Raw genomic sequence first — 14,068 nt, 5'->3', positions numbered from 1 at the left:
TCTTTGCAAGAAAATGACCATTTTTCATAATGAGTCAGTTTTAGAATGGAGGCATCAGGATGAACACAATACGAAGTCAGTGGAAAGACATCGTAACAAGTAAAAAACTATTGATTCCCATTATTGCCATTTTGTTTGTCCCGCTTATTTACAGCGGCGTGTTCTTAAAGGCTTATTGGGATCCATACGGCACAGTTGACCAGCTGCCTGTCGTTGTTGTCAACCAAGACAAAGGAGCAACGTATGAAGGAGAAAAACTTCAAATCGGTGATGATCTGGTCAAAGAATTAAAGGATAATGACAACTTTGATTGGCATTTTTCAAGTGATCTCGACCAATCGTTAAAGGACTTATTAAATCAAAAATATTACTTAGTTGTCGAGATTCCTGAGGATTTTTCAAAGAATGCCAGCACTGTATTAGACAAAAATCCGAAAAAACTGGATTTGAAATACCATACGAATGCCGGTTCGAACTATGTAGGGGCAACGATCGGTGAAAAAGCGATTGATAAACTGAAAGCCTCTGTTTCAAAAGAAGTGACCGAGCAATATACGAAAGTCATTTTTGATAACTTTAAAGATATCGCCAAAGGTTTGAGCGACGCGAGCAGCGGAGCGAAAAAAATTGATGATGGCACAAAGGATGCGAAAAACGGAAGCGCCCAGCTGAAAGAAAATCTGGAGAAGCTGAAGGAAAGCACTGCCACTATCAGTGACAAAACGGCGCAGCTTGCAGAAGGAGCGGCTCAGGTGACAAGCGGTATCCAATCACTTGACAGCTCGCTCGGAAAATTCCAGGACAGCAGCAGTACGATTTATGAAAACTCAGGAAAGCTTGCGGCAGGATCAGGCGAGCTGACGGGCAAGATGAATGAACTGCTTGGCGGCCTTCAAAACGTTCAGCAGGGCTTGCCTAATCTCACAAACGGGCTGGATCAGCTCAACAGTAAAGTCCAAGAAGGTTCTGAGAAGGCGGCAAAAGCGGAAAAGATCATCAATGCAGTCGATTTAACGAAGCTTGAAACAGCTGTGAACAACCTGGAAAGCTCAGAAACAGCGATGAAAGATTTCCAAAAACAGCTGACGGACTTTGAAAACAGCTTAAAAAACCGTGATCAGGCATTTAAAAATCTCATCAATTCGAGTGATTTCTTAACAGCGGAGCAGAAGAGCCAGCTGATCAACTCTGTTGAGAAGAAGCTTCCGCAAGTTGATGCGCCTGATGTTGATAAAATCTTAAGCCAGCTGCCATCAGCTGATCAGCTGCCTGACATTTCAGCGATGAAAAGCTCTCTGGAAGATGTGAAAGCGCAGGTGGCACAGCTGAAAGCTATGCCGGAAGCTACTTCTAAGCTTTATAACGGCGCAAAAACGACTCTAGATGCGATCGACAGATTAACTGAAGGAGCCCAGAAGATATACAACGGTTCACAGCAACTGACAGAAAACCAAAATAAACTGACAGCCGGTATCGGTGAATATAATAAGCAATTCGCAAAAGCAAAAGCAGGCTCAGAGCAATTGGTGACAGGAAGCAGTCAAGTATCTGGCGGATTGCTGAAACTGTTAGACGGGTCTAAACAAGTCCAAAGCGGATCTTCAAAACTCGCAGAAGGATCTGAATCTCTTGATACAGGTTTAGGCAAGCTATTAGACGGCACAGGAGAGCTGTCTAGTAAGCTGAAGGATGCGGCTGATCAAACAGGAGATATCGATGCTGACGATCAAACATACAGCATGTTTGCCGATCCGGTTAAAACCAAAGATGATGCCATCCATTCTGTTCCTAACTACGGGACAGGGCTGACACCTTATATCCTGTCAATGGGCTTGTATGTCGGCGGCATCATGCTGACGGTGGTCTTCCCGCTGAAGGAAGCGTCAGGACGTCCGAGAAACGGTTTTGAGTGGTTCTTTAGCAAATTCAATGTGATGATGCTCGTGGGAATCATTCAATCGGTGATTGTAGCGACAATTCTGCTTCTTGGAATAGGACTCGAGGTTGAGAGCACGTGGAGATTTTACGTGTTTACGATTATTACTAGTCTCGCTTTCCTAGCGATGATTCAATTTTTGGCGACAACGATGGGCAATCCGGGGCGATTTATCGCAGTCATTATTTTGGTGCTTCAGCTCGGTGCCAGCGGAGGAACCTTCCCGTTAGAATTGCTCCCGAATTTCTATCAAGTCATCCATGGCGCATTGCCGATGACCTACAGCATAAACGGTTTCAGAGCGGTCATTTCAAACGGGGATTTTGGCTACATGTGGCAGATGGCCGGCGTCTTAATCGGCATTGCCCTCGTCATGATTGCGCTCAGCATTACTTACTTTACGATTTTAAGCCGGAAGGAAGAAACATCAGAAGAACAGCCGGCTTCATAATAAAAAAAGAACTTGTTTCCGATGAAACAAGTTCTTTTTTTATTACATTCCCCATTTGACAAGCAATCCTGTATAGGTTAATCCGCCGCCAAACCCGAAAAGCATCAAGGTTTGGTCTCGTTCCAGCTTTCCGGCTTTCACTGCGAGATCCAGCGCCAAAATAATCGAAACAGAAGACGTGTTTCCGTAGTATTCGACACTGGTAAGCGTTTTTTCAATCGGGAACGGTGTTTTTTCACAAATCGACTCGATCATGCGCAGGTTGGCGCTGTGAGGCACAAACCAATCGAGGTCGCCGCTTGTCAGACCCGCTTGATGTAAAAGACGTTCAAATTCACGGGGAACAGTTCTCGCCGCCCATTTATACACTTCACGGCCGTTTTGGACCATTTTACCGGAACCGGCAAGCTGAACCCCGTTTTGTTCATTTCGCAGTCCGGCACGGTACAATATATCTCCGCCGTTCCCGCTTGTTCCTTGGACAGACGCAAGAAATCCGGGTGCCTTTTCATCTCGTTCAACCAACAGCGCACCTGCAGCGTCGCCGAAGAGAACACATGTCGTTCGATCAGTATAATCCGTTACTTTTGAAAGTGTCTCTCCGGCAATGACGAGAATTTTTTGATGAAGGCCGGATGAGATTAATCCGTTTGCCAAATGAAGGCCGTATGTCAGCCCGGCGCACGTCGCATTAATATCCAACGCGCCGGTGCTTTCCCAGCCGAAATATTCCTGCACACGGCATGCCGTACTCGGAAAGGCATAGTCAGATGTTGTTGTGGCAACGAGGATCATATCGATATCATCAAGTGTCCCTTCATAACGGCTCTTAAGATCCTTCACCGCTTCGATGCATAAATCAGAGGTGAACTGATGCTCATCCGCAATTCTCCGTTCTCTCATTCCTGTGCGCTGAACAATCCACTCATCTGACGTGTCAACAATCTTTTCTAAATCAGCATTGGTTAAGCGCCTGCTCGGCGCATAGGTGCCGATAGCTGTCATTTTTGCTTTTGACATATGAATCACTCCTTGTGATCAGATTATAACACTAGATATTAGTATCTGGTACTAAAAAGGGTTTTTCATAAAAAAAGAGAACATGTGAGATAGGGAATCTAGAAATAGAAAAAGGAGGCTGGTAAATGGTCAGTCAAGAAGCAATAGTCTTTATGGCGGTCTCTGGTGTTATTGCGTTTTTATTGCCGATCGGATTGATAGTATGGTTTAGGCGAAAGTATGGCGCTTCGTTAAAGGTGTTTTTTATTGGTGCTCTCACGTTTTTTGTCTTTGCTCAGCTGTTGGAGGGCGGTGTTCACGTTTATGTACTGCAAGTGAATGAAATGACGAAAGCAGCCATGCAAAGTCCATTGTGGTATGGCGTTTACGGCTGTTTGATGGCTGGGATTTTTGAAGAGTGCGGAAGGTATATCATGATGAGAATAGTTTTGAAGCGCCATGATGCTTGGAAGGATGGCCTGGCCTTCGGAACGGGCCATGGCGGGCTTGAAGCCATCCTGATTACAGGCTTGTCCTCTATCTCGCTTATTGTGTACGCCATTGCGATTAATAGCGGAACGTTTGAACAGCTTTTAAACAATGAAGAGATCAAACAGGTGCTTCTGCCGATACAGGAGCAGCTGCTGCACACCCATTCGTATGAATGGCTGCTGGGCGGAATAGAAAGAATCAGTGCGATGGCTGTTCAAATCGGGCTGTCGTTGCTTGTCTTGTATGCGGTTAAAAGCCGCAGGCCGCTGTTTTTGCTGTATTCTATTCTTTTACATGCACTCTTTAATGTTCCGGCGGTTTTATACCAAAAAGGAATTATAGAGCATGCTGCTGCTGTTGAAATCATTGTTGCTCTAATCGCTGTCATATCCGTCTATTGGATTGTAAAAGCAAAAAGTCTGTTTCGCTAAAAAGTCCAAGCGGCATAGTTTGCTCGTATTCATAGCATGGTCATCAGCGTATTTCTGTTTTAGTCCTTAGCAATGAGCAAGCATCTGTGTTATTTACAAGAGAAACAGTGGTTTTTCATTTTCTTCTTCTCGCAAGGGTTATGGCATATTTCTGTTTCTTGCAATGATCGTGGAGATTTCTGCTCTTTCCATGCTTACTACAGCATATGAGAGATTGATAGGAAAAGGTTGGACGGGCCCCTCGGGAAAAGAGTATATTTTATATAGAAAAGTAAAAGGAGGAATGTCCTATGACGTCCGTACGTAAAACAATGGAGCTCATTAAAGAACTTGTATCGATCCCAAGCCCGACAGGAAATACATATGAGGTGATCCATTATATTGAAAGCCTTTTAACAGAATGGAAGGTAGAAACGGTTCGGAACCATAAGGGCGGCTTAATTGCAACGCTTCCTGGACGCGATACATCCCGGCACCGCATGCTGACGGCGCACGTTGACACGCTCGGCGCTATGGTAAAAGAAATTAAAGCTGACGGCCGGCTGACAATTGATTTAATCGGCGGGTTCCGCTACAACTCGATTGAGGGGGAGTATTGCCAAATTGAAACGGCCTCGGGAAAAACGTATACAGGCACAATTTTAATGCATCAAACGTCAGTGCACGTATACAAAGACGCGGGAAAAGCTGAGCGGAATCAAGAGAATATGGAGATCCGCCTTGATGAACCTGTTCACTGCCGGAAAGATACTGAAGAGCTTGGCATTGGCGTCGGAGATTTTGTGTCGTTTGATCCCCGTGTCGAGATCACATCAAGCGGATTTATTAAATCGCGCCATTTGGATGACAAGGCAAGCGTCGCTTTATTGCTCCGCTTAATTCATCAAATTCAAACAGAAGAAATTGAATTGCCGTATCCAACCCATTTTCTCATTTCGAATAATGAAGAAATCGGATACGGCGGGAACTCGAATATTCCTCCTGAAACAGTCGAATATTTGGCGGTTGATATGGGTGCTATCGGTGACGGGCAGGCGACAGATGAATATTCAGTATCAATCTGTGTGAAGGATGCGAGCGGGCCGTATCATTATCAGCTGAGAAAGCATTTAGTCCATTTAGCCGAGAAGCATCATATCGACTATAAGCTTGATATTTACCCATACTACGGGTCGGATGCGTCAGCAGCGATCAAATCCGGGCATGATATTGTGCATGGCCTTATCGGGCCGGGAATTGACGCTTCGCATGCATTTGAACGCACCCATAAATCGTCTCTTTCCCATACGGCTAAGCTTCTTTACTATTATGTACAGTCACCGATGGTATAAGGGGAGAGGCGGATGAAGATATATAAGCTGAAAAGCACTTTCGGCTGGGAAGGTGATGACGGCTTAGGGGAACTGCTGATTCAGCAAATCCTCGCCGGAGAAAAAACAGCCACGTGTGCGCCGAAATCATTATATTCAAAAGATGAATTAATGGCCGTGTATCAAACAGCGGGTCAGCTTGTTACCGTTTATGATCAACATGGCAATCCGAGATGCAATATAAAAGTGACCGATGTATTTGAAACGACCTTTGGAGCGCCTGATATAAGGTTAGTCAAAGGAGAGGGCAATGCAGACCGAATTGAGGAATTTCAGAAAGACCACCGGATGGCGTGGGCGGAACTGATCAAAAACGGTGAACTGGAGCTAAATGAGGGTACTGTTTATTACAGAGCTGTTTGAGCTCGTTCAAGAATAGAAAAAGCCTGTGGGGAAAGAACCCCGCAGGCTTTTCATTAACCGGAAATGGTTGCGTTTTGGTCTGCTTTTGCTTGAGACATGACAGTTTCTGCTTTCGCAGGATTAAACATGCCTTCCCACTTAGACATTACAACGGCAGCAAGCGCGTTACCAGTCAGGTTGACAACTGTACGTGCCATGTCCATGATCCGGTCTACGCCGGCAATAAAGGCAAGTCCTTCAGCCGGAACGCCGATCGTGCCAAGTGTCGCAAGCAAGACGACAAAAGAAGTACCAGGCACGGCAGCCATCCCTTTAGATGTCACCATTAGGACGAGCACAAGCGTAATTTGGTGCCAAATCGTCAAATCAATTCCGTATACCTGTGCCAAAAACAGCGCGGCAATAGATTGATAGAGTACGGAACCGTCTAAGTTAAACGTATATCCAATCGGAATGACAAATGAAACAATACCTTTCGGGCAGCCGATTTTCTCCATCTTTTCCATGATGCGCGGAAGAACGGTTTCAGAGCTGGACGTACTGAACGCCAGTAAAATTTCGTCCTTCATATAAGCAAGGAATTTGAAAATGTTGATGCCGGCAATTTTTGCAACAATTCCAAACACGACAATTAAGAAGAAAGCAAGTGCGACATACACCAGTCCGACAAGCTTTCCGAGAGAAAGAAGAGAACTGAGCCCGAATTTAGACACAGTCACTCCGATGAGCGCGAAAACGCCGAATGGCGCTACTTTCATCACAAGGTTTACAACGTGGAACATGGCATGGGAAACGCCTTCAAAAAAGGCTAATACAGGCTTGCCTCGTTCACCGATCGCGGAAATACCCAATGCAAATAAAACTGTAAAGCAGATGATGGCAAGAAGATCCCCTTCAACCAAGGACTGGAAGAAGTTTGTCGGCACAATGTGCAGGAACGTTTCCGCCACTGATTTATTGCTTTGCTCTTTTTCAGTTTCAACATATTGACTTATGTCAGATTTTTGAGCTTCGTGTATATTAACTCCTGTACCCGGATGGAAGATGTTTGCAAGGGCTAGTCCGAGAATGATAGCAAAAGTCGTAATGATCTCGAAGTACAGAATTGTTCTGAAGCCTAATTTACCGACTTGCTTTCCATTTCCTGCACCGGCTACACCGATGATTAAGCTGGAGACAACAATAGGAATCACTATCATTTTGATTAAGCGTAAAAAGAGATCCCCGATTGGCTGCAGGTAAGTAGGCAATGCTGGGTTGCCATACCAAATAACGCCAACAATAACACCTAGAATAAGTCCAACGAATATTTGTGTGGCTAATCCAAACTTAATTCTTTTCATAGATTACCTCCCAAAAAACAAAGTATCAACATATATCATGAATAGACATATATTTAATCTCACTATTAGATCAAATTATAATAGATAAGAAATGAATTCGTCTATAGTAAATTATATTTAGAAAATAAGAAATTTTCTAAAATGAGGCTGGATTCACCAGAATTATCTAAAAACAGGTGAGCTTTGACCTAACGTAATTATTATTTCGGAATAAAGAAGTGTGGAAAAATAAAGAAAACCCCGCGCATGGTGCGCGGGATATTTACTCTTTATAAATCGTTAACTTTTATACAGTCATTGCAGATGTTTCCGTAACACTCATGCTGCTCTTCTATCTTTTTTCCGCATTCCGCGCACTTTTTCGAAGGCAGGTTTCTAAAAAAATCTGTGATTTTCCCCAGCATAACCAATCCCTCTTTCCCCTTTGTAGTGCCTTCATTGTAATATAACAGATTATAAAAATCAATAACTGTTTTGATACAATGTTTAAAACATGCTTTTTTTAAGAAAAATGGGTATATTGAAGGAGGATCAATTTTCTTGAAAAGATAGGAGGACATTATGAAAGTTACAGTTATCGGATGCTATGGCGGTTTTCCGGCGGCAAATGAAGCGACGTCGGGCTATCTATTTCAATCAGGTGATTATTCTTTGCTTGTTGATTGCGGCAGTGCCGTATTATCTAAGCTGTTCGGGTATGTGCCGGCGGAAAAGCTGGATGCGGTGATTCTGTCTCATTATCACCATGACCATATCGCGGACATCGGGCCGCTGCAATTTGCCAAACAAGTCGGTTCGTTTCTCGGCAAAGGAGAGCATACACTTCCAATTTACGGACATGATGCTGATATAGAACAGTTTCAAAAGCTTACATATAAAACACATACAAAAGGCATTGCCTATCAGCCGGATCAGCCGCTGACTGCCGGTCCGTTTACGGTCACCTTTTTGAAAACAATTCACCCGGTGACGTGCTATGCCATGCGGATTACTGACGGCAGCCATACTGTCGTATATACCGCTGATTCCAGCTACCAGGATTCATTTATTCCATTTTCGAAAAATGCCGATTTGCTGATCTCAGAATGCAATTTTTATGCTGATCAAGACGGGACAAGCGCAGGCCATATGAACAGCCTGGAAGCCGGACGAATTGCAAAAGAAGCGGGAGCGGGAGAGCTGCTGCTGACGCATTTGCCGCATTTCGGCGTGCATGATAATCTTCGCAAAGAAGCGAAAACCGTTTTTAGCGGGGAAGTGAATCTTGCGAAGTCAGGTTTTGTGTGGGAAGGATAAAGGAGGAGCACCATGTTATTTATCGACAATCAAAATATCAATGATCCGCGGATCAATCTTGCTATCGAGGAGTTCTGTGTAAAGCATTTAGACCCTAAACAGCCGTATTTGCTCTTTTACGTGAATCAGCCTTCTATTATCATTGGGAAAAACCAAAATACAATAGAAGAAATCAATACAAAATATGTAGAGGAAAACGGGATTGTCGTCGTCCGCCGTTTATCAGGCGGAGGCGCTGTTTATCATGATCTGGGGAATTTGAATTTCAGCTTTATCACAAAGGATGATGGGGACAGCTTTCATAACTTCAAAAAATTCACTGAGCCAGTGATTCAGGCATTACACCAGCTTGGGGTTGAAGCAGAATTGAGCGGCCGGAACGACATAGTAGTGAATGGCCGGAAAATATCCGGAAACGCCCAGTTTGCAACAAAAGGACGCATTTTCAGCCACGGCACTCTCATGTTTGATTCAGCCATTGATCATGTTGTGTCAGCGTTAAAGGTGAAAAAGGATAAAATTGAATCAAAAGGCATCAAATCGATCAGAAGCCGAGTGGCAAACATCAGTGAGTTTCTTGATGATAAAATGACTACGGAAGAATTCCGCAGCCACTTGCTTCGCCATATTTTCAACACAAATGACATTCAAAACGTACCGGAGTATAAGCTGACCGAAAAAGATTGGGAGGCCATTCATCAAATTTCGAAAGAGCGCTACCAGAATTGGGATTGGAATTATGGCCGTTCACCAAAATTTAACCTTAATCATTCGAAACGTTATCCGATCGGATCGATAGATTTGCGTCTGGAAGTCAAGAAAGGCAAAATTGAGGACTGCAAAATCTTCGGAGATTTCTTCGGTGCCGGTGATGTATCTGAAATTGAAAACCTGCTGGTTGGAAAACAATATGAACGCAGTGTCATCGCTGATGCGCTGGCAGGTGTGAATCTTAAGCATTACTTTGGGAACATTACGAAAGAGGACTTCCTTGATCTGATTTATTAAGGCAAAACACATTGTTTGAAAGACCGGTTGTGATTTTGAAATAATGGAGGCAGGAGGGATTCACATGAAAGTGTTTTTAATCGGAGCGAACGGACAAATCGGACAAAGACTCGTTTCTTTATTCCGAGACAATCCTGATCATTCTGTCAGAGCGATGGTCAGAAAAGAAGAACAGAAAGCGTCTCTCGAAGCCGCAGGTGCAGAAGCTGTGCTTGCGAATCTGGAAGGCAGCCCCGAAGAAATCGCCGCCGCGGCAAAAGGCTGCGACGCGATCATTTTTACAGCGGGTTCAGGCGGCAGCACAGGTTATGATAAAACGCTGCTGGTGGATCTAGACGGAGCGGCAAAAGCGATGGAAGCAGCGGATATTGCGGGCATCAAGCGGTTTGTCATGGTTAGCGCTCTGCAAGCCCACAACCGTGAAAATTGGAATGAATCACTTAAACCTTATTATGTGGCTAAGCATTACGCTGATAAAATTCTCGAATCAAGCGGCTTAACCTATACGATTATCCGTCCGGGAGGCCTTCGCAATGAGTCTGGATCGGGAACTGTTTCAGTCGCCGCAGATCTGGAACGGGGATTCATTTCCCGTGATGACGTGGCAAAAACGGTCATTGCTTCTTTAGATGAAACCAATACGGAAAATCGGGCCTTTGATCTGACAGAAGGAGATACACCGATTGCCGAAGCATTAAAGAAACTATAACAGTACTGACACTCAGGGCTTTTTGCTCTTGAGTGTTTTTTTCTGTTTCTCTATAATGGAGGGGAAATCTAGGCTTCAATAATGAATGACTATTCATTCACTTTAAGGGGTGGGAGAATGAATCTTGTTTCCAAATTAGAAGAAACAGCATCTGAGAAGCCCGACAGCATCGCATGCAGGTTTAAGGATCGCATGATGACGTATCAGGAGCTGAATGAAAAAGTTCAGCGATTTGCGGACGGCCTTCAGGAAGCCGGTATGGAGAAAGGGGACCATCTAGCTTTGCTGCTTGGCAATTCGCCGGATTTTATCATCGCGTTTTTTGGTGCGTTAAAAGCTGGGATTGTGGTAGTGCCCATCAACCCGCTGTACACGCCCACAGAAATCGGTTATATGCTGACAAATGGCGATGTAAAGGCGATCGTGGGCGTTGACCAGCTCTTGCCGCTTTATGAGAGCATGCATGAATCGCTGCCAAAGGTTGAGCTCGTCATTTTATGCCAGACGGGAGATACCGAATCAGAAGCTTCAGACCCAGAGGTCAGGATGAAAATGACAACGTTTGCAAAGATATTGTGTCCTACATCTGCCGCTAAACAAAGCCCGGAGATTGTTCCTGATGATACCGCGGTCATTTTGTATACGTCAGGAACGACCGGAAAACCAAAAGGCGCAATGTTGACCCATCAAAATTTGTACAGCAATGCCAACGATGTCGCCGGCTATTTGGGAATGGATGAGAAGGACAATGTGGTCTGCGCTCTTCCTATGTTCCACGTGTTTTGTTTAACCGTCTGTATGAATGCCCCGCTGATGAGCGGCGCAACTGTTTTAATTGAGCCTCAATTCAGTCCTGCATCTATTTTTCAGCTTGTTAAGCAGCGCCAGGCGACCATTTTTGCCGGTGTGCCTACGATGTATAATTATCTGTTTCAGCATGAAAACGGAAAGAAAGATGACTTTTCTTCCATTCGGCTGTGCATTTCGGGAGGTGCGGCGTTGCCAGTCGCGCTGCTGACCTCGTTTGAAGAAAAATTCGGTGTGACCATTTTGGAAGGATACGGGCTTTCGGAAGCATCGCCCGTGACGTGTTTTAACCCGTTTGACAGAGGCAGAAAGCCGGGCTCCATCGGGACAAGTATCTTACATGTCGAAAACAAGGTCGTAGATCCGCTCGGACGCGAGCTGCCCGAACACCAGGTCGGCGAATTGATCGTGAAAGGCCCCAATGTGATGAAGGGCTATTATAAAATGCCGATGGAAACAAAGCATGCGTTAAAAGACGGGTGGCTTTATACGGGGGATTTGGCAAGAAGAGATGAGGACGGCTATTTTTACATTGTTGACCGGAAAAAAGACATGATCATTGTAGGAGGGTACAACGTGTATCCGCGCGAGGTAGAGGAAGTGCTCTACAGCCACCCAGATGTCAAGGAGGCGGTTGTCATCGGGGTGCCGGACGCCCAAAGCGGGGAAGCGGTAAAGGGATATATTGTGCCAAAACGCTCTGGCGTAACAGAAGCGGATATCATGCAGCACTGTGAAAAACATCTCGCCAAATATAAACGGCCCGCTGCCATTACGTTTCTTGACGACATTCCGAAAAATGCGACGGGGAAAATGCTCAGGCGGGCGCTGAGAGATATTTTGCCTCAATAAATAATACGTAAAAAGCGAAGCGGCGAGCTTCGCTTTTTCAATTTCAATCTTTTGCTTCTTTTTTAATAATGTTAAGCAGCGCCTTTGTATCTCTTTTACTTAATTTGTAGTATGTCCCGTCCTTCAAATAAACGGCCTGCTGGCTGCCGTCAACCCATAGTCTGAATGAGTCGTACCGGTCTTTATGAAACTTGATTGTCCCTTCGTAATCAGGGGTTGATGTTTTTTCTGTCTTCAGCTGTTTTCCCTGATTCATAATATCCAGCATGTCTTTGACGTACTGCCTTTTTTCAATCTCGATATCTTCCCGGCCGCTTGAAGACAGCGTGATCAAATCCGCGTCTACCGATTGGTACACTTCGCCTGACCGGCTGTAAAGATAGAAAAATGCAAGAAACACAAGACCAATAACCACGATGGCTGCCACTATTTTTTTCATTTGCATCACTCCAAACATTGTTAGTTTTCCCAGTGATCAGGCAATCCATGCCTAATAGGACGGAAAAGTAAGGATACACAGCTTGGTTCTAAGAATTTGCATTTATGATTACAATAGAAGTAACGGGTTGATGTGAGGAGTGAGACGTTATGCGCAAGTGGATTGCGGCAGCAGGGCTTGCTTACGTGCTGTACGGGCTGTTTTTTTATTGGTACTTTTTCCTGTCGGGTGATTCCACAGTACCGGAGGCTGTGAAAGGGACGCAGGCTGATCCGGCTTCTTTTATGAAGCCGTCTGAATTGGCAGTGGCCGAGCAGTATTCAAATGTAAAAAATTTTTTATTTTTTATAGGGCTTCCTCTTGATTGGTTTTTGTTTTTTGTATTGCTGGTCAGCGGCGTTTCAAAGAAAATCAAGAAATGGATGGAAGCGGCCGTGCCCTTTCGTTTTTTGCAGATTATTGGTTTTGTGTTTGTGCTTTCGCTGGTTACAACGTTAGTGACGCTGCCTTTAGATTGGATAGGCTATCAAGTATCGCTTGACTACAATATTTCCACACAGACAGCGGCCAGCTGGGCTAAGGATCAGGTCATAGACTATTGGATCAGCTTTCCGATTTTTACGCTCTGCGTCCTCGTGTTTTATTGGCTGATCAAAAGGCATGAAAAAAAATGGTGGTTATACGCTTGGCTGTTAACTGTGCCGTTTTCGCTGTTTCTGTTTTTTATTCAGCCGGTCTTGATCGACCCTTTATACAATGATTTTTATCCGCTGAAAAACAAGGAACTTGAAAGCAAAATTTTAGAGCTGGCAGAAGAAGCCGATATCCCGGCTGATCATGTATATGAAGTGAACATGTCCGAAAAAACAAATGCGCTTAACGCCTATGTCACAGGAATCGGGGCGAACAAACGGATTGTATTGTGGGATACGACGCTTAACAAGCTTGATGATTCTGAAATTCTCTTTATTATGGGCCACGAAATGGGCCATTATGTCATGAAGCACGTCTATATCGGACTGGCTGGCTATTTGCTCGTGTCGCTCGCCGGATTTTATATCATTGATAAGCTTTACAAGCGAACGGTCCGCTTTACCCGCAGCATGTTTCATTTGGAGGGACGGCATGACCTTGCAGCACTGCCGCTGTTGTTGCTTTTGATGTCCGTTTTGAGCTTTGCGGTCACGCCTTTTTCTAACGCGGTCTCGCGGTATCAGGAGAATCAGGCTGACCGGTATGGGATTGAGCTGACGGAGAACAGAGAAGCCGCTGTGAAGACGTTTCAGGATTTGGCTGTGACGGGACTGAGCCAGGTTGATCCTCCCGTGCTTGTAAAAATTTTTAGAGGCAGCCACCCTTCGATCATGGAACGGATACAACACGCGGAAAAAGAAGAGAATGCGTCGGAACATCAGGATGCTGACAAATAAAAAGAAGCAGGTATGGAGGGACTGACCCCCGTTTTTGAGACAGGGATCAAAACACCTTTTAAACAGCCAATTGTCGATAGTTTATCGGTGATTGGTTGTTTAGTTTCGTTTGAATACGAATATTGTTATAATAATGAATGTA

13 protein-coding genes and 1 pseudogene are annotated in these 14,068 nt (G+C 44.6%); 9 read left to right on the top strand and 5 right to left on the bottom strand.

Features of this window, described 5'->3' with window-relative positions; genetic code table 11:
- The first annotated feature begins 59 nt into the window (after nucleotides 1-59).
- Nucleotides 60-2,387: a YhgE/Pip family protein gene (locus tag Q3W56_RS19355; RefSeq protein ID WP_302896558.1), complete on the top strand. Its 2,328-nt coding sequence runs from the start codon at nucleotides 60-62 to the stop codon at nucleotides 2,385-2,387.
- Between the two features lie 42 nt (nucleotides 2,388-2,429).
- On the opposite strand, the gene fabHB is transcribed toward Q3W56_RS19355, so the two are convergent.
- A complete protein-coding gene (fabHB, locus tag Q3W56_RS19350; RefSeq protein ID WP_302896557.1) occupies nucleotides 2,430-3,407 on the bottom strand; it encodes a beta-ketoacyl-ACP synthase III FabHB in 978 nt (325 codons plus the stop codon).
- Nucleotides 3,408-3,532: 125 nt separating this feature from the next.
- On the opposite strand from fabHB, the gene Q3W56_RS19345 reads away from it, so the two are divergent.
- The 3 genes and pseudogenes from Q3W56_RS19345 to Q3W56_RS19335 all read left to right on the top strand — a co-directional run bounded on the left by Q3W56_RS19345 (nucleotide 3,533) and on the right by Q3W56_RS19335 (nucleotide 6,058).
- Nucleotides 3,533-4,309 carry a YhfC family intramembrane metalloprotease gene (locus tag Q3W56_RS19345; protein ID WP_302896556.1) on the top strand — a complete coding sequence of 259 codons (777 nt, stop codon included), beginning with the start codon at nucleotides 3,533-3,535 and terminating at the stop codon, nucleotides 4,307-4,309.
- Between the two features lie 290 nt (nucleotides 4,310-4,599).
- Nucleotides 4,600-5,640, top strand: a complete 1,041-nt coding sequence (locus Q3W56_RS19340) for a M42 family metallopeptidase (protein ID WP_302896555.1) — start codon at nucleotides 4,600-4,602, stop codon at nucleotides 5,638-5,640.
- Between the two features lie 12 nt (nucleotides 5,641-5,652).
- Nucleotides 5,653-6,058, top strand: a pseudogene (locus Q3W56_RS19335) (ASCH domain-containing protein).
- Between the two features lie 37 nt (nucleotides 6,059-6,095).
- Here the strand turns inward: Q3W56_RS19335 and gltT are convergent.
- Both gltT and yhfH read right to left on the bottom strand, forming a co-directional pair.
- Nucleotides 6,096-7,385: a glutamate/proton symporter GltT gene (gene gltT, locus Q3W56_RS19330; RefSeq protein ID WP_019713848.1), complete on the bottom strand. Its 1,290-nt coding sequence runs from the start codon at nucleotides 7,383-7,385 to the stop codon at nucleotides 6,096-6,098.
- A gap of 269 nt (nucleotides 7,386-7,654) precedes the next feature.
- Nucleotides 7,655-7,789 (bottom strand): protein YhfH, encoded by a 135-nt coding sequence (yhfH, locus tag Q3W56_RS19325; protein WP_003224325.1) that lies wholly within the window; start codon nucleotides 7,787-7,789, stop codon nucleotides 7,655-7,657.
- Nucleotides 7,790-7,946: 157 nt separating this feature from the next.
- On the opposite strand from yhfH, the gene Q3W56_RS19320 reads away from it, so the two are divergent.
- The 4 genes from Q3W56_RS19320 (at nucleotide 7,947) to lcfB (ending at nucleotide 12,057) form a co-directional block, all read left to right on the top strand.
- A complete protein-coding gene (locus tag Q3W56_RS19320) occupies nucleotides 7,947-8,681 on the top strand; it encodes an MBL fold metallo-hydrolase (RefSeq protein ID WP_302896554.1) in 735 nt (244 codons plus the stop codon).
- A 12-nt stretch (nucleotides 8,682-8,693) separates the two neighbouring features.
- Nucleotides 8,694-9,689 carry a lipoate--protein ligase gene (gene lplA / locus Q3W56_RS19315; protein WP_302896553.1) on the top strand — a complete coding sequence of 332 codons (996 nt, stop codon included), beginning with the start codon at nucleotides 8,694-8,696 and terminating at the stop codon, nucleotides 9,687-9,689.
- A 64-nt stretch (nucleotides 9,690-9,753) separates the two neighbouring features.
- Complete coding sequence (locus Q3W56_RS19310) at nucleotides 9,754-10,398, top strand: SDR family oxidoreductase (RefSeq protein WP_019713852.1); 645 nt, start codon at nucleotides 9,754-9,756, stop codon at nucleotides 10,396-10,398.
- A 117-nt stretch (nucleotides 10,399-10,515) separates the two neighbouring features.
- Nucleotides 10,516-12,057, top strand: coding sequence for a long-chain-fatty-acid--CoA ligase LcfB (gene lcfB / locus Q3W56_RS19305; protein ID WP_302896552.1), 1,542 nt, complete (start codon nucleotides 10,516-10,518; stop codon nucleotides 12,055-12,057).
- A 43-nt stretch (nucleotides 12,058-12,100) separates the two neighbouring features.
- On the opposite strand, the gene Q3W56_RS19300 is transcribed toward lcfB, so the two are convergent.
- Complete coding sequence (locus tag Q3W56_RS19300; protein ID WP_019713854.1) at nucleotides 12,101-12,496, bottom strand: YhfM domain-containing protein; 396 nt, start codon at nucleotides 12,494-12,496, stop codon at nucleotides 12,101-12,103.
- 149 nt (nucleotides 12,497-12,645) lie between these two features.
- Between Q3W56_RS19300 and Q3W56_RS19295 the strand changes: the two genes are divergently transcribed.
- The gene (locus Q3W56_RS19295) at nucleotides 12,646-13,926 is read left to right on the top strand and encodes a M48 family metallopeptidase (protein WP_302896551.1); all 1,281 of its coding nucleotides are present in this window, start codon (nucleotides 12,646-12,648) and stop codon (nucleotides 13,924-13,926) included.
- Between the two features lie 58 nt (nucleotides 13,927-13,984).
- Here Q3W56_RS19295 and Q3W56_RS19290 read toward each other — a convergent pair.
- Nucleotides 13,985-14,068: IS3 family transposase (locus Q3W56_RS19290; RefSeq protein WP_131121716.1), on the bottom strand; the 84-nt coding region annotated here is incomplete at its 5' end.

The sequence above is a fragment of the Bacillus sp. C28GYM-DRY-1 genome (assembly GCF_030519405.1).
In the GTDB taxonomy this organism is placed as follows: Bacteria; Bacillota; Bacilli; order Bacillales; family Bacillaceae; genus Bacillus; species Bacillus spizizenii_A.
The sequence above is the reverse complement of the archived record's forward strand: the minus strand, read 5'-3'. Positions and strand labels throughout refer to the sequence as shown.

What these genes read in the sequence shown, in the direction of transcription:
- yhfH (WP_003224325.1), bottom strand. Translation starts at nt 7,789, where the DNA reads ATGCTGGGGAAAATCACAGATTTTTTTAGAAACCTGCCTTCGAAAAAG.
- fabHB (WP_302896557.1), bottom strand. Translation starts at nt 3,407, where the DNA reads ATGTCAAAAGCAAAAATGACAGCTATCGGCACCTATGCGCCGAGCAGG.
- gltT (WP_019713848.1), bottom strand. Translation starts at nt 7,385, where the DNA reads ATGAAAAGAATTAAGTTTGGATTAGCCACACAAATATTCGTTGGACTT.
- Q3W56_RS19345 (WP_302896556.1), top strand. Translation starts at nt 3,533, where the DNA reads ATGGTCAGTCAAGAAGCAATAGTCTTTATGGCGGTCTCTGGTGTTATT.
- Q3W56_RS19355 (WP_302896558.1), top strand. Translation starts at nt 60, where the DNA reads ATGAACACAATACGAAGTCAGTGGAAAGACATCGTAACAAGTAAAAAA.
- Q3W56_RS19340 (WP_302896555.1), top strand. Translation starts at nt 4,600, where the DNA reads ATGACGTCCGTACGTAAAACAATGGAGCTCATTAAAGAACTTGTATCG.
- Q3W56_RS19320 (WP_302896554.1), top strand. Translation starts at nt 7,947, where the DNA reads ATGAAAGTTACAGTTATCGGATGCTATGGCGGTTTTCCGGCGGCAAAT.
- Q3W56_RS19295 (WP_302896551.1), top strand. Translation starts at nt 12,646, where the DNA reads ATGCGCAAGTGGATTGCGGCAGCAGGGCTTGCTTACGTGCTGTACGGG.
- lcfB (WP_302896552.1), top strand. Translation starts at nt 10,516, where the DNA reads ATGAATCTTGTTTCCAAATTAGAAGAAACAGCATCTGAGAAGCCCGAC.
- Q3W56_RS19310 (WP_019713852.1), top strand. Translation starts at nt 9,754, where the DNA reads ATGAAAGTGTTTTTAATCGGAGCGAACGGACAAATCGGACAAAGACTC.
- Q3W56_RS19300 (WP_019713854.1), bottom strand. Translation starts at nt 12,496, where the DNA reads ATGAAAAAAATAGTGGCAGCCATCGTGGTTATTGGTCTTGTGTTTCTT.
- lplA (WP_302896553.1), top strand. Translation starts at nt 8,694, where the DNA reads ATGTTATTTATCGACAATCAAAATATCAATGATCCGCGGATCAATCTT.